This is a genomic window from Streptomyces sp. NPDC051020, from assembly GCF_040683105.1.
GTDB lineage: Bacteria > Actinomycetota > Actinomycetes > Streptomycetales > Streptomycetaceae > Streptomyces.
Map to the genome: position 1 here is coordinate 63,250 of NZ_JBFBCG010000009.1, position 16,394 is coordinate 79,643.

Genomic DNA, 16,394 nt, shown 5'->3' on the forward strand with positions numbered 1-16,394 from the left:
GGAACCCGCACATGGACCCGCGCCAGGAGCTGGTCGACTACCTCACCCGCCAGCTTGTCGGCCCCGTCGGCGAAGACGACGAGGTGCTCGACGCGCCGCCGGACCGGCAGTACCTGATGGGCACGCTCTACCCGCAACAGGCGGACCGTCAGCGCCGGCTCGACCTCGCCGCCGACGACCCCGAGGCACCCGGTGCCGAGCAGGACGCCCCCGACGTGGACCCGGCCCCCGACCCCGTGCCCGAGACCAACAGCTGGCTGCCCGCATCCCTCGGCATCAGCTTCTACACCGATGCCGTAGACGTCGAGGTGAGCTGTGCCGCCGCCCGCTACGAGACGCAGCGGAACGAACCCGGGCGCGGGCGGCGCTGGAAGCGCGTCCCCCTCACGCCCGAGACACACACGATCGGCCCCGACCGGGAGGAGGTGCCCGTCCTCGACGGCCGCGCGAAGATCCAGCTGACCCGCCGCTCCTACGGCGCGGGCACCCTCATCACCGTGGCCCTGGTCAACGAAAAGCACCACGACGGTGCCGACGACAAGGCGCCGGACTGGGACGACATGCTGTTCCAGTGCCGGCTCAGCGTCCGCCCCGCCGACGGCGCCGTGCTGCCGTATCCCAGCGTCCGGCTCGCCAGCCGCGATCCCGAGGAACGCGAACTGCGCCTTCAGTACCGGCACGTCGTCACCCATGCCGTCGGCCACGGCTGCGCCGTCCGCGAGGACCGCGGCGAGGACGGCGGTGTCGAACTCCTCGCCTGCGAAGCCCTGCCACGCGCCGAGGTGCCCGCCATCCGGGCCGGCGGCCCGCTCGACGCCCCCGCGCTCACGATCTCCCACCTGGCCGACCCGGCCGTCGACAGGGATCAACTCCGCGAGGAACTCGCCGAGTTCGCCGCCTCGTACCACGCCTGGTACGTGGGCCAGCGATCCGTCGAGGTGCCGCCCTGGGGCCGGGAAGCCGCGGAGCGGATCCTCGACCGCGTCCACCAGGCGGTCACCCGCATCGAGGCCGGCGTACGTACCCTGTGCGACCCCGGCCGCCCCGAACTCCTCGACGCCTTCCGCATCGCCCAGCGCGCCATGCTGCTGCAGATGCGGCACTCCGCCCCCGACCAGGCCGGTCAGCGGTGCCATCGCGCGGACCCCGTGGCCCTTGACCCGCCCCTCGACCCCAAGGCCACCTGGCGCCCCTTCCAGCTCGCCTTCTTCCTCCTCGCCCTCGACGGCGTCGCTGACCCCGGACACCGCGACCGCGAGACCACCGACCTGATCTGGTTCCCCACCGGTGGCGGCAAGACGGAGGCGTATCTCCTCCTCGCCGCTTTCACCATCGCCCTGCGCCGGATCCGTGGCGAAGGCGGCGGGACCACCGTGCTCAGCCGCTACACCCTCAGTCTGCTCACCACCCAGCAGTTCCAGCGCGCTGCCACCACGATCTGCGCCCTGGAACACCTCCGCCGTACCGAACCCGAGCTCGGCCTCGGCGGACCCATCACCATCGGCCTGTGGGTCGGCGACACCACCACCCCGAACAAGTTCGAGGCGGCCAAGATCGCCTTCGACGAGCAGCGTGACGCCAGCCATCCGGAGGACGTCTTCATCCTCGACCGCTGCCCGTGGTGCGGCACCCACATCCTGCCGCCGACCCGGTCCAGCGTCCGCTCCGACTACGGAGTCCGCGCCGAGATGGACGAGTTCGCCTTTTACTGCACCCGCGACGAGTGTGCCTTCCACGACGTCCTGCCCGTCGCTGTCGTCGACCAGCACCTCTACGAGGATCCGCCCACCTTCGTCCTCGGCACCGTCGACAAGTTCGCCCGGCTGGCCTGGGAGCCCGACTCCGGCCGTCTCTTCGGCGCCGGCACCGGCAACCCGCCCCCGTCCCTGATCATCCAGGACGAGCTGCACCTGCTCACCGGACCGCTCGGCACCACGGTCGGCCTCTACGAGGCGGCCATCCTGGAGCTGTGCACCGGCCCGGACGGCCGTCCGCCGAAGATCGTCGCCGCCACTGCCACCATCCGCCGCTCCGCCGAACAGGTTCGCGCCCTCCACCACCAGGACGTCCAGCTCTTCCCGCCGTCCGGACTCGACGCCCGTGACAGCTTCTTCGCCGTCCCCGACACCGGCCGCCCCGGCCGCCTCTACCTCGGCGTCATGGCGCAGGGCCACACCGCGGGCCGCGGCGCCGTGGCCACCACGGCGGCCATGCTCCAGGGCGTCCACCAGCTCCCCGAGGAGCACCGCGACGCCTACTGGACCCTCGTCGCCTACCACCACAGCCTGCGGGAGCTCGGCCGTACCGTCACCGCGGCCGGTGACGACATCCCTGCCCAACTCCGGGGCCTCGACGAGGGCACCGGCGTCCGCGTGCTGGGCGACGTACAGGAGCTGACGAGCAACCTGAAGCGTGCCGAGCAGCCCCTCCTGCTCGACCGCCTCGAGAAGCCCTGGGACGATCCCCGGTCGGTCGCCTTCCTGCCGTGTACCAACATGCTCTCCGTCGGCGTCGACGTGAAGCGGCTCGCCTACCTGCTCATGCAGGGCCAGCCCAAGACCACCGCCGAGTACATCCAGGCCACCAGCCGCGTCGGCCGCCACCGGGTGCCCGGTATCGTCGTCACCTACTTCAACGCCACCCGACCGCGCGACCGGTCCCACTACGAGACCTTCATCGACTACCACCGGGCCCTCTACCGCTACGTCGAACCCGCCAGCGTCACCCCCTGGTCCCCGCCCGCCCGTCGCCGCGCCCTGCACGCCGCACTCGTCGTCCTGGTCCGCCACCAACTCGGCCTGGCTGCCGAGAACCAGGCCGGACGGATCAGCCGCCACCGGGGCGACGCCGAGCGGATCGCCGACGCCCTTGCCGAGCGCGCCGCGACCGCCGAAAGCGGTGCCACGCGCGCGGACGCCGACGCGGTACGCGCCGACGTCCGCGCGGAGCTCGGCTACCTCCTGGACGACTGGTACCGGCAAGCCCGGACGGCCGCCGCCGAGGGCAAGGACCTCTACTACCGCAGCCAGGGCAAGGGCCAGTACAACCTGCTCAAGACCTTCGAGCAGCGCTACGGCCTGTGGGAGACCCTCAACTCCATGCGCAGCGTGGACCGCGAGTGCCAGATCACCGTGACGGGAGCAGGAAAGTGAAGCGCAAACTCCGGGTCCGTCAGGCGCAGACCGTGCTGCCGTTCGGCGTCGGCGCCGTGCTCGACGTCCAGGGCGAATCCTTCGTCGCCGCCGGCATCGAGAGGTGGCCGGACCTCAAGACGCCCGTCGCCTCCGAACGGCTCGCCGCCCGCCTCGGCGTCAAGGGCTTCTACGCCGCGCCCCACACCCTCAACGACCGCTACGACCAGCACGACCGCCCCGGTGTTCCCCACGTCCGCTTCCCCGGCTGGCTGTTCTGCGGCGCCTGCCGGAGCATGGTCCGCTTCCTGCGCGAGATGGAGAAGCCCGGCGAGCCGCCCGTGTGCGCGTCCTGCGCCGCAGCGCCCCGCCTGACCCCGATGCGGTTCGTCCGCATCTGCGCCGACGGGCACCTCGACGACGTCGACTGGTGGTACTGGGCCCACTCCCGCCTCGCACCCGAACTGCGGGACTCCTGCGCGGAGAAGAAGCACACGTGGAAGGCGCGCCGGCTAAGTTTCCGCGTCGCCGACCGCGCCTCCGGACTCGAAGCACTCTCGGTGCGCTGCGGAGCGACCCGGCAGGACGGCAAGCCGTGCGGCGCCGAGCGGGACCTGCTCGACATCCTCGGCCCGCAGGGCGGCCACTGCCCGGGCCGCAACGCCTGGCAGCGCCGGGACGAGAACGCCACCTGCGGCCAGCAGGTCCACATCGTGCAGCGCACCGCCGGCAACGTCTACTACCCGGTCGTGTACTCGGCCCTCGACATCCCGCAGTCCGCCGAACCCCCGCATGCGGAGCAGGACACGGCGGAGGCCGTCCGCGGCCATGGCTGCTGGCCGCTCCTGCTCGACGCACTCGGTACCTCCCGGGCCGACACGTTCCGAGCTCTGATCAAGGAGGACACCGAGGCCCCCGACAGCCTCATCGACCAGCTCGTCGCGGAGGCCACGGGCGCCCCGGCACCCACACCTCCCGCGGGCGGGCCGGAGGCGAAGAGGATCGACCTCAGCCGCGACGAGTGGTACGCCTTCGACGCCGCTCGACTCCCCGAGCCCACCAGCGAGTTCGCGATCCGCCGCGGCGGCCTCGGCCTCGACGGCGAGACGGAGGAGCCCTGGGCCGCCCTCGACGCGCACATCGGCGGCGTCGTCCTCGCCGACCGGCTCCGCGAGGTGCGGGCGCTGACCGGGTTCCGCCGACACTCCCCGGGCGGCACCCTCGTGCCCGCCGACACCAGCGGACGCCTGCGCTGGCTGCCGGCCACCGAGGTCTACGGCGAGGGCATCGTCCTCACCCTCGACGAGAAGCGCCTGACCGCCTGGGAGAGCGACCCCCGCGTCCGGGCCCACGTCCGGGGCGTCCGTGCCGACCTGGACGCGTCGTTCCGCGGCGACCAGCTCGCCGAGACCGTCGGCGGCGAACTCTCCCCCCGCTTCCTCCTCCTGCACACGGTCACCCACCTCCTCATCCGCCAGCTCTCCTTCGACTCCGGCTACACCACCGCCAGCCTGCGCGAGCGCGTCTACGGCCGCCCCGAGTACGGTCAGCACGGACTGCTGATCTACACGGCCGCCGGTGACGCGGAGGGCACGCTCGGCGGCCTGGTCCGGCAGGGCGAGGCACCGCAGTTCGCCGAGACACTCATCCGCATGCTGGAAGCCGCCGCCTGGTGCTCCGCCGACCCGCTGTGCGCCGAGCACACCGGCCAGGGCTTCGGAAACCTCAACCGGGCCGCCTGCCACGCCTGCACCCTGTTGCCCGAGACGAGCTGCCAGACCGGCAACACCCTCCTCGACCGTGCCCTGGTCGTCGGCTCCGCCCGCGTCCCCGGCTACTTCACCGACGTCCTCACCGCGAGCCGCGAGTACGCCGCCGCCACCGCTCAGGGATGACACCCATGACCACCACGAACACCCCCGTCCTCCACCCCGACCTCACGCTGGCCCAGCGCGACTGCCTGGACGCCCTGCCGCTGACCGGCAACCATGTCGTCAGCGGCCCGCCCGGCAGCGGCAAGAGCCTGCTGGCCGCGCACCGCGCCGTCCACCTCGCCCTCACCGGCCGCCCCACCCTTCTCCTGTCACGCTCGAACCTGCTGCGCCAGCTTCTGCGTGACACCCTCCAGGGCCTCACGGTCCCGGGCGCCCCCGTGGAGGCATCCACCGTTCATGCCTGGGTCCTGAAGCACTTCGGATACGGCGCACCGCGAACCCAGGACGGCTGGTTCGACTGGGCGGCCCTCACCCACCAGGCCGCCGCCACCCTCGGCGAGGGCGAGGCGGCCAACCCCCATCTCGTCGTCGACGAGGGCCAGGACCTGTCCCCGGGTTTCTACCGGCTCGTCCGCCTCGCCGCCGCATCCGTGACGGTCTTCGCCGACGAGTGCCAGCGCCTCACCGACACCAACTCCACCCTCACCGAGATCACCGACGCCCTCGGCCGTGCCACGGGGCGTGCCGAGATCTCCGGCAACCACCGCAACACCCGCGAGATCGCGTCCCTCGCCGACCACTTCCGCACCGGCGGCAGCGGTTCCCCCATGCCCTTCCGTAGCGGTGTCCTGCCAGTGATCCGCCACTACTCCGGTGCCAAGGAGCTCGCCGACGACATCGCCACCACGGCGGCGCGGCACCCGGCGGACCGCATCGGCGTCATCGTCAACTCCTCGCGCGCGGGCGCCGACCTCATGCGACGCCTGGAACGTGCCGGCCTCGCCCACGAACCCCAGCTCTACAGCTCGGCGGCCACTGCCGGCCGCTACCACGACCTCGACCTCGCCCGTCCCGGCGTCGTCGTCGTTCACCGCGCCAGCGCCAAGGGCCTCGACTTCGACACCGTGGTCGTCGCCGACGCGGAGTCCGACTCCGCCACCGACCCCACGGCGGCTACCCTGCGCATGGCCTATTACGTCATGATCACCCGTGCGCGTCAGCGGCTGGTGCTGGGCTGGCAGGGCAACAGGTTGCCGCGGCATCTGGAGAAGCTGGATGGATGGGTGCGGACGAGGTGACGGTGTGTCTGGGGCTACGAGGGTGCGATGAAGCCGGCCCGGCTGCGACCTGGCCCGAGGTGTGGCGAGTGACGTCCGAGCGCTGTGATCCGCGAGGACGGGAATCGACCGTTCTCGATCGGACGTCAGCCGTAGGCTGTTGTGGGAACACAAGGGGAGACGATGATTGACTACCGCAAGGCAACAGCCGTTCCGGTGTGGACGCTCGCGACTGGTGACGTCCGGGTGCCCGCAGTGGTCGGGGACGGGCCGATGACGACTGAGCGCCTGGGTGAACTGCGCGGCGTGCTGGCCGTCCTGGCCGACGAGCCGATCGCCACTCTCGAGGTACATCCGCTGCCCGACGGGCTCGACCGCAGCCGAGGCCTCCCGCTCGATGCCGTGAGTCCCCTGGCGCAGCACCTGTCGCAGCTCGTCACGCAGACAGCGCGGAACTCCTCCGCTGCGGCCACGGCGACCGCCGCGGGCGAGAACCTGTACACCATGGTGGTTCCGGCGAAAGTCGCCGCCCAGTTCGGTCAGGGCCTGGTCCGCCCGATGGCGTCGAAGGCGGTGGCCGGTGGCGTCCGTGGTCCGCTCGTGGACCCCATGGGCCGCATCGTCGCCCACGCGACGTACGTGCCGGTCGGTAAAGCGGCGGCAGCGGGCGCAGCCGGTGGAGCCGGTGCGACAGCCGGCGTCGCGGCCGCCGGCGGCGCGGCGCTCACCGTGGCCGCGCCGCTCGTGCTCATGGCCGTGGCGGTGGGGGTGAGTGCGCATGCCGACCAGCAGCGTCAGCAGGCCATCGAACACATCACAGAACTGCTGGAGCGACTGCACGAGGAGAAGCTCGACGACGAGCACAGCGCCCTCGACGGCTGCCGCGGTGCCATCGACAAAGCCACCGCCATTCTGCTCGACCAGGGCAAGCTCGGTGTCTCGCTGGGGCTGGACTCGGCGGTGTATGCCATCGACACGGCGCTGGGCAAGGCCGACCGCCGTCTCGCCCGGTGGCAGAGCAAGCTCGACGCGCTGCCCGACGGCGAGGCCGTCGAGATCGGCACACTGACCAAGTCGTTCCCCGGCATCGACGACCAGGGAGGCAGGTTCCGTGCCCACCTCGAACTCGCCGCCCTGGCCGTTGCGCTGAAGCGGCGGGTCGGCGTCCTGCAAGCCGTCGAGCATGCACAGAACAACCCTGACAACCTGTTCGAAAGCTTCACCCGCGAACTCAAGCGCGACCAGCAGCGCCTCGACGAACTGGAGTTGGGCATCGCCGGAGTCCTGCTACGCCTGTCGGCGCTGGAGCTGGCCCGCCCGAACGGATTGCGGCCCGTCTTCACGCCCGGTGAAGTCGATCGCCTGATGCGCGCGACACACCGGATTCACCGGCTGGGCGACGGTGTGACGGTCAACAGCCGCGCCACAGACGTGACGATCGAGATCGCCCGCAACAGGGACGGCTCGGTGGTCGTCTTCCCTGCGCTGCCCGCGTAGGCGCGCTCGCACTCACTTGGCGAGTGGTGCGAGGTTACCCGAAACCTCGAACGAGGTTGTGGCTCTCTTTGCATTGTTCAGCACCGTGAGCGACGGCAGGGCAGTTGCAAGCGAGGGCCGCGATCCCGTGTAGCTGATGCAGGATGCGGAGAGGGTGTGGCTGGCCCTTGCGTGCCGCAGCCGGTGTTCGGCAGGGGGAGCGATGCGCGGCGAGCGACTTCCGAGCGCTTCGGCTTCTGTCTGACCAGCTTTTTCACATTCAGGGCATGTGGTGCAGTCGATGCATGCGTGCCAGAATTCGCTCCACCCCTTGTCTCTCGAGGCGTTCGTCTCACGTGTTCACCGGAGGACCCAGAGTTGGGGCAGATCGACACCCGTCTCATCCAGACCGCGGTCATCGGAGGCCGCGAGTCGGACCAGCCGGTGATCCTTCCTGAACAGCCGCACAACCTCGACGAGTTCCTCCGCCAGTTCGGGAGGGACGACTTCTGGTGCGGGACGCTTCTCGGCGGCTGCGGAGAACCGCTGCGCCCCAAGCGGTATGTGACGAGGGTCTGTCACTTCGCCCACGAAGCCGACCCCGGCCGTGGGGAATGCCACCGGTCCACCAACAGCGTGGACGGAGCCGACCACTTGTTCATCAAGGCCCATGTCACTCGCTGGCTGGCCGGGCAGGGGTACGCGGCCCAGGGTGAACTGCGCAGCTTCGGGCATTGCCACGGTGATGCGGTGGACTTCTGGCTGCGTCGCACGAAAACGCACCTCCGGTTCGAGCTCCACCCGGAGGACGGTCAAAGCTGGCGCAAGGCGGCGGACAGTCTGGGCGCGAAGGAAGGCCGTATCGAGTGGGTCTTCGGCCAGGACGACGCGTTCGCACGCGACATGGTGGCGCGTCGCGGATACGCGCTCCTTGTGCGGTGCGAGACCGAGGGAAACGACCGCCGAGTGCTCATCGGCACTGTGACCGACGGGAAGAAGAAGGAGCCCTGGGCTCTCCTGGAGCACTGCAGGATGACCGAAAGCGGCCTCATCACCCCGGCGCTCGAGAAGCTGCGCGCCGAGGGAGCGGTCCGCGGCGACGGGAGCGGCTGCGAGCCGTTTCCCGGCAGCGTGGCCTTTCCCGGCGGACAGGTCGTGTTCGCGGTGGACGCGGAAGCGGCACCCCTGTCCTCGTCGCCGTTGGACGTGCCCGGCAGGCGTCTGGTCCCCGGCTTCGTGAAGCCGGCGGGAAGCCGCATCGTCCGGGCCTGTCTGTCCCTGCCCGACGCGGTACCGACTCCCACGGACCAGTACGTGTACCGCCTCGCGGGCTCGGTCCGGCTGCTGGTCACGGATGTCGTCGAGGGAAGTGGTTCCTGGGCGGTACGGGCCGACGCCCTGGTACAACTCAAAGGCCTGGACGCGGAGCGCACTGGTCTGTGGCGTCCCAGCGTCGCGCTCGACGAGAAGTACGTCCCGGCGCCTCGCGCCTCCAGCGTCTGTGAGCGGCCCCCGCTCACGGAACCCGCGCCCAGCGGACAGAAAGCGCTGGAGACCGCACCGAGGCAGCCAGCCGACGCGCTCAGGAAAGTACTGGAGGAGGTCGCGGCGAAGGGCGCCACTATCACGTGGAGCGAGTTGACCGAGCGACTCGGCAGGTGGGTCCATGACTTGCCGAACCCCACGCGCCGGGATTTGCTGGTCGAGGTGGACAAGCCGCGGGTGCCTGAGGAGCCTCTGCTGAGCGTCCTGGTCGTCACCCACTTGGGTAGACCTCTTTCGTACCTGGGTCAGGTACTGAGCCGGCTGGGGGCGGCCGAACCGGCCTCGGAGTTCGCTCTGCAGCAGTGGGCGGCGGCCGAGACCAAGAAGACGCACGAGGCTTACGGACACCGGAGGACACCCGCGTCAGCTGGTCCGCCGCCTCGTGTGAGCCAGCCGGCCGCCAGGGTGCAGGCGCCCTCCGAGAGCGACCTGCGCTGGGCGCACCAGAGGTGTGCGCAGATTGGGGAAAAGGTCAAGGAAGCGGCGAGGACCCGAGTCCGGGCGAAGGGGGCGCGTGTCCAGCGCCTGTCGCAGGCGATTCAGCAAGGAAAAGCACATCTCGGGCGGTTCGAAGAAGTCAGCTCCCATGGGCAGGCCCTCCGTGCCTGGCTGAGAGAGGGCGACCGCGTCCTGGACCTCCTCGACCGTCTGATCGGTCGCCCGATCACCGTCACCCCGGCCAAGACGGAGCACCGGACCGCCGCTCCCGAACTGAAGCCGGCCAAGGTTCTCCAGCCGGTGGAGAAGAAGGATCCGAATCTCAGGAAGATCCGACGCCTGCTCGGTGAGATGGACCGGACCCATAGGCACCGGCCCGCCCAGGACCTGCTGCGGCTGCTCGACGAGATCGGGAAACATCGCGATCAGCTTGCCCAACCGCTGCCCGTCGCGGAAACCAAGCTGGTCGAGCGGTGGCGGAGCAAGCTGGAAGACCAGAGGTCCGCCGAGCGCTCCGCCCAGGCGGCGGCCGCCTCGCGGAACACGCCGGCGGGGGCGCGCCGTACTGTCGAGCCACCACAGGACGATCGCCTGTCGGCCGAGAGGATCGACAAGCTGGCCTCCACGGTCCGCAACATCCTCCAGGAACTCGCACGCGCCGACGGCACTCCCCTGAACTGGGGTGACCTCCGTCTGAGGGCAGGTGGGCAGCTGCCGCCCCTGCACCCCGATGACCAGGTCGCGTTGCTTGTCGCGGCTGACCGGGGCACACCGGCTGACGAGCCGCTCCTCTCCACGCTGGTCGACAATTCCGTAGCCGCCCCGCACCGGCTCTATCGCCAGGTGCGTCTCGGCCTCGGCCGGGAGTCCGTCCCTGATGCGGAGCTCGAGTCCTATCGGGCCATGGAGGCTCTGCGGCTGCGGCAGATCTGGCGTTACCGGCGGTGAGTAGAGCCGCTGGACCGGCGTCCGCGCAAACCGGTGCTGCGAGGACCGGTCGAGTCCAGGACTGGCTTGGCAGTCTGATCACTTCTTGAGTTTCTGGAGCTTGGTAGCAGGGAGGCGCTTTTTGCCCATCTCGATGATCAGGCCTGCTGCTTTGAACGTGAGGTTGAGGGCGACGCTCTCGGGAACCTGCTGGTCGAGACCGAGGTGTCCGGTGATGTAGTCGCCCATCTGGACATCTGGGTCCAGCCGCTTGAGGACCATGTAGGCGATGGACTCGGCCTCGACCTCGTTGCGGGCATGGGCCGTGATGCGATCATCATTCGAGAGGGGCCGCAACTGCCGGTCGGGCCAGGTGTCGCTGGGGCCCGCGCCGAGGTGCCCGCAGAACAGGTGGCCTAGTTCGTGGGCAAGCGTGGCGTACCGGTCCAGCAGAGGCAGGTTCTGGTTGACCTCGATTTCGAACAGCGTCGGGTACGTCTCCGGCCGGTCCCCGGGCCTGCTGCCAGAACGCTCGACGGAAGCGCCGGACCTGCTGGGGTACGTACGCCCGTAGGAGAAGGCCCCGTCATTGACCAGGGTGAGCCGGATTCCCAGGGGCGCGAGGTTCGTCTCGGTGTGGTGCCAGACCTCGACGAGTTCCTTCTCGCCGGCTCGAGAGGACACCGACGCAGGGGCGGTGATCGCCTTGGGCAGAGGCCGAGCCCCGGGCAGGGCTTCGGTGTCCCCGACGTCGTACACGAGCATGTAGGGCCCGCGGGGCTGGAAGATCAGCAGTGGCTGGGCACCGGGCTTGAGTACGCGCCGGTATTTCGACATCCATTCCGAGGAGGAAAGGACGTAGCGAGCCCCGGGCTTCTGGATGTGGACCACCATCGCGTTGAACGGGGCATACCGCTTGAACCGGCCTACGAACTCGAGCATGTGCAAGTAGTCCGGGGACGAGCGGTAGCGCTGGGCGCCGCGGATGAGGTCGTCGATCGAGGCCTTGGCCAGGTCTGCCTGCGAGACCTCGACCTCCTCGTCCCAGAACAGATCGAGTCCGTGCTGCGCGATCACCGGTTCTTCGTGCTTGAAGGGAATCTCGCGCAGCCGCTTCCAGTCCACGAGTTGCTTCTCGGCCCAGCCGGGCTCAACCATGTGCGCGAACGACAGCAGCCCGGTCACGTGGGCGTCCAGCTGGGCCAGACCCTTGAACTCCTGGTGACGGCCGTGCTGCTCGATACCGAACGACGCAGCCCCTCGCACATGCTTGGTTATGCGGCGCTTGTACTCGCGCGTCAGGCGAGGGGTGGGACCGTCGACGAGGATGCCCAGCACGCTGCGCCGTGCACCGGGACGGGCCACGTAGGTCTTCTTCGCGTTGAGTCTCATGCCCAGCGGGGTCAATGCCTTCTTCACACCGACCACGAGACGGTCGACCTTCTCGTGGCGAACGAGCCGACGACTGGAGAAGTACATGTCGTCGCTGTAGCGCGTGTAGCGCAGCCCCAAGGACTCGGCCAGGTGCGTGACAACAGCGTCGACGTCACGCATGACGATGTTCGACAGGTATCCGCTTGTAGGAGCGCCCTGCGGCAGGAACCCCTCGCGGGTGTCCTTATAGAGCAGTTCGGGCCGGCTGACGGAGAAGCTCTGCCCCGTGGCCTCCAGGTACACACTGCGACGCCCGGTGCCACGGTTCGTCCAGGTCTGGTTCGGCCCGGGCGGAGACACGGTGACCAGCCGGGCGGTGGTGTACGTGCTCAGCGTGCGGCCGATACGACGCAGGCCGATCTCCCGGAGGCCGTTGCCGTCCTCCACAAGATCGATCCGGTACTCGCGCTCCGTCGGGCGAGCCCAGGCGTCCTTCAATGCGGCGTGGACGTGCCGTTCCCTGATACTCCCGAAGAAGTCGGCGATGTCCAGGCGGATCACGGTGTGGGCTCGCAGATGAGTGGCAGCGCAGTCCACGACCGAGCGGCCACCCCGGTAGGCGAACGCTGCCGGGTGGGGCTGGTACCTGGCTGGAAGAGCCTCCAGACGGGCCAGGACGCCCTGCTGGATCTCGGACAACCGCGAAACCGGGGCATGTAAGGTCCGCAGCCCGCCGCGGTGTTTGGGGATCCGGTGCTCGGTGTACGGGAAGATCGAGCCGCTGACCACCGCCTCGAGGAACTGCGCAGGGGTGAGGTCCAGGAAGTTGTCTGCCGTAGTCACCGAACCGCCTCGTCCCTCACCTGTGAGACGCAGTCGGCGGGCCTCACCTTGAGTCGTTCCACCGCCCCGCCACGGGCGGTCCGCTGTATCCCTCCGCCACCCTGTGCAAGCACAGGGCCCGATCCCCAGCACCCGATGTGATCAGCACCGAGGTGCCCCGGACCGGAGGGCCCATCGCAAGGGATGGGTTCCTGTGACCCGCCGACTGCGTTGAGTCGGATCGTATCCCCCTGTAGGTCGAACTCACCATGCGGGGTCACCTGATGACACACCGAATCACGGCGCTCCCCACAGCGTCCGGCAGCACGATGGCAGCCGCAGCGTTGACCGGCTCGTGACTGTCCTGAACGTCGAGGGCGGCGGCGTGTACGGCGACGAACACCCGCTGGTCAAGGAGTCGACAGCTCGGCCCGGACGGTCTTGCCGCCGGGCGGGTGGGGGACGGCAGCCCAGTGGTCGGCGAGGGCGGCGACGAGCAGCAGGCCGCGCCCGCCGGGGCGTAGCGCCTCGGGTTCGGCGTCCGCCGGAGGGTCCTGCGGGTACAACTCCCCGCGGGCGTCGGTGACCTCGACGGTGATGCGGCCGGCCGCCGGGTCGAAGACGAGGGTGAGCCGGAAGCAGCGACCCGGTACGAGGCCGTGGAGGACGGCGTTGGCCGCGAGCTCCGCGACCACGAGTTCGGCACGCTCCGTGAGGTCCTGCGGGACACCCCAGGTCCGCAGTTCGATCACGGCGAGCAGCCTGGCCAGCCGGGCGCCGCGCCGTGTGGACGACAGGAGCTGGGTGAAGGTGCGGGAGAGGCGGTCGACTTGGGGCAGTGCGTGGGTCATGGCGCCAGAGTGACGGCCGGATGCGCCTGGGAGCTAGAACCGCACCCCGTACGCGGAGTCAGAGTACGGGCACGAAGAGTGGACAGTACGGTGTCTGTTCCGTCACGCTGAGTGGTGAGCCCGGGCGGTGTCAGGAGTCGTCGTGGTGCGGTGCGGAGAGGCGGGGGCGGATGGGCATCGGTGTGGGTGAGGCGGCCGGGGGCGGCGGCGCGCAGGGGGTTCCGGCGGGGGACTGGGAGCGGGAGCCTCATCCGTCCGACAGTCTGCGCACGTTCGGCGCGGTCGTCCAGGCGCTGCGCGAACACGCGGGTCTCAGCCGGACCGAGTTCGGCGCCCGGGTCCAGTACTCGAAACACACCGTGGAGTCGGTGGAGTTGGGGCGCCGGATGGCGGACGAGGCGTTCGTGGAGCACGCGGAGGAGGCGACCGGCAACACCGGTGCGCTGCGGAAGGCCGCCCGGCATCTCACCCGGGGCGAGGCGGGACTCGCGGCGTGGTTCCGGCGGTGGGCGCGGCTGGAACGGGAGGCGGTGAGCCTGTGCACGTACGAGTGCCGGCTGGTGCCGGGGCTGTTGCAGTCGGAGGCGTATGCGCGGGCACTCTTCGAGAACCGCATTCCGCTGCTGACGGATGAGCAGTTGGAGGCTCAGGTTGCGGCGAGGATGGAGCGGCAGCGGATGCTGTCTGAGCGTCCGACAGTTCCGTTCCACTTCATCGTTGAGGAAGCGGTCCTGCGGCGACGGCTGGGCGGTGCCGAGGTGTGGCGTGAGCAGCTGGGCTACGTTCTGGAGCACACATTGCCTCGCAATCTGACGTTGCAGATCATGCCGTTGGAAGCCGAGTATCACTCGTGCATGGATGGGCCCTTGCGCCTGCTGGAGACCCCGGAAGGGCGTCGACTCGCATACTCGGAGGGCCAGGAGAGCGGGCGGCTGATTGGTGACTCGAAAGAGGTGAGAGTCCTCCAGCAGCGCTATGACACACTGCGGTCGCAGGCCCTGCACCCCAAAGATTCCCGGGCCTTGCTGGAGCGACTGCGAGGAGAGACATGAGCATGACGGAACTCGCCTGGTTCAAGTCGAGCTACAGCGGTAGCTCGGGCGACGACTGCGTGGAGGTCGCCGTCACCGAGCAGGCCATCCACGTAAGGGACTCCAAGGACGTGGGGCGGCCCGCCTTCGTGGTGGGCCGTGAAGGGTGGGGGCGGTTCGTGGACTTCGCGTCCGGCTGCTGATCTGTGTGTGAGGCCGGATCATGCCGAAGGTGAGGCGGAGTTTGCCTTGCGTGCCTGACCCGGCCGTACAGGGGCAGAGATAGGGGGCTGGTCACGGCACCTCAACCGGAACATTTTGAGCCGTCAGATACTTTCGCAGATCCGGGATCTGATCCTGATCGACGGCGAAGGCAAGGAGCCGACGGGCGCGAGTGGCTGCCACGTAGTAGACGCGCAAGCCCTCTGCCGCTTCGTCCTCGATACTTGTGCGCTGCCCGGAGGCCCATGTCCCGATCAGGCCGTCCGGTGCGTGGACGAGGACGGCATCGAACTGCTCGCCCTTCACTCCGTGGATCGTGTTGCTGCACGACGTGCGCGCCTGGTTACGTTCCTGGGCAGCAGACCCGACGAGGCCGAATGCGGGCTTCGCTTTCTTGGCCTGGTCGCATGGGAACGACCTCTTCGCGACTGCCGTGCGGACATGCCCCATCGGGAGGACTGACAGGGCTCGGAAGGATTCCCGGCTCCATTCGCCCGCCGGCTCGTCCAGTGAAGGGAGCGTGTGGAGGAGAAGCCGGGACGCCGTCCGAAGTTCCAAGGTGGTAAGTCCGTGCCGTTCCAGGTGTTCAGCTTCCGGAACGTCCACGTCTCCCAGCCAGTGGCGCCGGATTGTCTCGCTGAAGATCTTCTCCGCCGACTCGCGCTGTTTCCGCTCGACCCCTGGGCTGCGCAATATCGCGGTGGCCCATACGAGCGCGCCCAGTTGTGCCGATGGCGGCTCCTCCTTCACCTTGGTGAACGCTGACGCGAGGGTCGCGCGTTGGTAGGCGAGGACCATGCGCTGGGCGGGGTCGCGTATCCCCAGACGGTCCGCTTCCTCCTCGAACGGAAGGAGTGCCTTTGCGAGCTTCGAGCCTGAAGTTCCCAGGAGGAGAACCGGGGTGTCCTCTCTGCGGTGGTCACCTACGGCGATGTCTGCGGGAGTTCCCGAAGGCCGCAGAGTCTGCGCAAGATCGCAAATGATCTGTGTACTCCGCCAGTTATGGCCGAGCCGGAGGTCGGGGGCCGACGCCTGGGTGCTCGCCATGGGAGAGGCAGTGGTGGCAGGGGCCTCACGGAACCCGTAGATGCGCTGATCGGGGTCTCCGACGGTGAGCAAGGGGACGCCCCGGCCGGACAGTAGGCGGAGAATGCTCCGGTCCTCGGACGAAAGGTCCTGGGACTCGTCAACGATGACCTCGGTGAAGCGCGAGGCCAGGAGGGCGGCTATGCCAGGGCCTCGCTCTTCGCTGGTGAGCATGTAGAGGGCGATGTCGCGGAGTTGCTCGCCTGCCATGAAGCCTTCGGCCCAGAGTTCGGAGATGCGTTGCCCTGCCTTGTAAAGGGCCCTCTGTGCTCTGTCCGGGTCGCGGTTCAGCCAATAGGGAGGCTTCTTCCACTGCGGATTTGCTATCCGAACCCCTTGTTTCAAATTTAGCGCGAAATGGAAATCTTCCAGGCTGACGCCTTCCTGACGTGCCTTGGGGTGATCGTTCCAGGACTCCAGCCTCCGCCATGCCGCCCGGGCCGGGGCTTGATGTGTGGGCGTACTACATGGGTCCACACGAAACTGTCGAACGTCCCGA

The 16,394-nt window shown here is 69.2% G+C and carries 10 protein-coding genes; 7 read left to right on the forward strand and 3 right to left on the reverse strand.

Annotation, left to right across the window (positions count from 1 at the left end; genetic code table 11):
• The first annotated feature begins 11 nt into the window (after positions 1 to 11).
• From AB0N06_RS07570 to AB0N06_RS07590, 5 genes are all read left to right on the forward strand, one after another.
• Entirely contained in the window at positions 12 to 3,152 is a 3,141-nt protein-coding gene (locus AB0N06_RS07570; protein ID WP_366133764.1) for a helicase-related protein, read from the forward strand.
• The gene (locus tag AB0N06_RS07575; RefSeq protein ID WP_366133765.1) at positions 3,149 to 5,026 is read left to right on the forward strand and encodes a DUF1998 domain-containing protein; all 1,878 of its coding nucleotides are present in this window, start codon (positions 3,149 to 3,151) and stop codon (positions 5,024 to 5,026) included. Before AB0N06_RS07570 ends, AB0N06_RS07575 begins: the two co-directional genes overlap by 4 nt.
• 5 nt (positions 5,027 to 5,031) lie before the next feature.
• Positions 5,032 to 6,144, forward strand: a complete 1,113-nt coding sequence (locus AB0N06_RS07580) for an AAA family ATPase (RefSeq protein WP_366133766.1) — start codon at positions 5,032 to 5,034, stop codon at positions 6,142 to 6,144.
• Between the two features lie 162 nt (positions 6,145 to 6,306).
• Positions 6,307 to 7,620, forward strand: coding sequence for a hypothetical protein (locus AB0N06_RS07585; protein WP_366133767.1), 1,314 nt, complete (start codon positions 6,307 to 6,309; stop codon positions 7,618 to 7,620).
• A gap of 357 nt (positions 7,621 to 7,977) precedes the next feature.
• On the forward strand, positions 7,978 to 10,530 hold the full coding sequence (locus AB0N06_RS07590) for a hypothetical protein (protein WP_366133768.1): 2,553 nt from the start codon (positions 7,978 to 7,980) through the stop codon (positions 10,528 to 10,530).
• Between the two features lie 78 nt (positions 10,531 to 10,608).
• On the opposite strand, the gene AB0N06_RS07595 is transcribed toward AB0N06_RS07590, so the two are convergent.
• Entirely contained in the window at positions 10,609 to 12,726 is a 2,118-nt protein-coding gene (locus AB0N06_RS07595; protein ID WP_366133769.1) for an RNA-directed DNA polymerase, read from the reverse strand.
• 389 nt (positions 12,727 to 13,115) lie between these two features.
• Positions 13,116 to 13,556 carry an ATP-binding protein gene (locus AB0N06_RS07600; protein WP_366133770.1) on the reverse strand — a complete coding sequence of 147 codons (441 nt, stop codon included), beginning with the start codon at positions 13,554 to 13,556 and terminating at the stop codon, positions 13,116 to 13,118.
• 170 nt (positions 13,557 to 13,726) lie between these two features.
• Between AB0N06_RS07600 and AB0N06_RS07605 the strand changes: the two genes are divergently transcribed.
• Both AB0N06_RS07605 and AB0N06_RS07610 read left to right on the forward strand, forming a co-directional pair.
• Positions 13,727 to 14,608: a helix-turn-helix transcriptional regulator gene (locus AB0N06_RS07605; protein WP_366133771.1), complete on the forward strand. Its 882-nt coding sequence runs from the start codon at positions 13,727 to 13,729 to the stop codon at positions 14,606 to 14,608.
• A complete protein-coding gene (locus tag AB0N06_RS07610; RefSeq protein WP_366133772.1) occupies positions 14,605 to 14,790 on the forward strand; it encodes a DUF397 domain-containing protein in 186 nt (61 codons plus the stop codon). The genes AB0N06_RS07605 and AB0N06_RS07610 overlap by 4 nt, the downstream gene beginning before the upstream one ends.
• Positions 14,791 to 14,881: 91 nt before the next feature.
• Here AB0N06_RS07610 and AB0N06_RS07615 read toward each other — a convergent pair whose 3' ends face one another.
• The gene (locus tag AB0N06_RS07615) at positions 14,882 to 16,372 is read right to left on the reverse strand and encodes a UvrD-helicase domain-containing protein (RefSeq protein WP_366133773.1); all 1,491 of its coding nucleotides are present in this window, start codon (positions 16,370 to 16,372) and stop codon (positions 14,882 to 14,884) included.
• Between the last annotated feature and the right edge of the window lie 22 nt (positions 16,373 to 16,394).

What these genes read in the sequence shown, in the direction of transcription:
- AB0N06_RS07570 (WP_366133764.1), top strand. Translation starts at nt 12, where the DNA reads ATGGACCCGCGCCAGGAGCTGGTCGACTACCTCACCCGCCAGCTTGTC.
- AB0N06_RS07580 (WP_366133766.1), top strand. Translation starts at nt 5,032, where the DNA reads ATGACCACCACGAACACCCCCGTCCTCCACCCCGACCTCACGCTGGCC.
- AB0N06_RS07585 (WP_366133767.1), top strand. Translation starts at nt 6,307, where the DNA reads ATGATTGACTACCGCAAGGCAACAGCCGTTCCGGTGTGGACGCTCGCG.
- AB0N06_RS07600 (WP_366133770.1), bottom strand. Translation starts at nt 13,556, where the DNA reads ATGACCCACGCACTGCCCCAAGTCGACCGCCTCTCCCGCACCTTCACC.
- AB0N06_RS07605 (WP_366133771.1), top strand. Translation starts at nt 13,727, where the DNA reads ATGGGCATCGGTGTGGGTGAGGCGGCCGGGGGCGGCGGCGCGCAGGGG.
- AB0N06_RS07610 (WP_366133772.1), top strand. Translation starts at nt 14,605, where the DNA reads ATGAGCATGACGGAACTCGCCTGGTTCAAGTCGAGCTACAGCGGTAGC.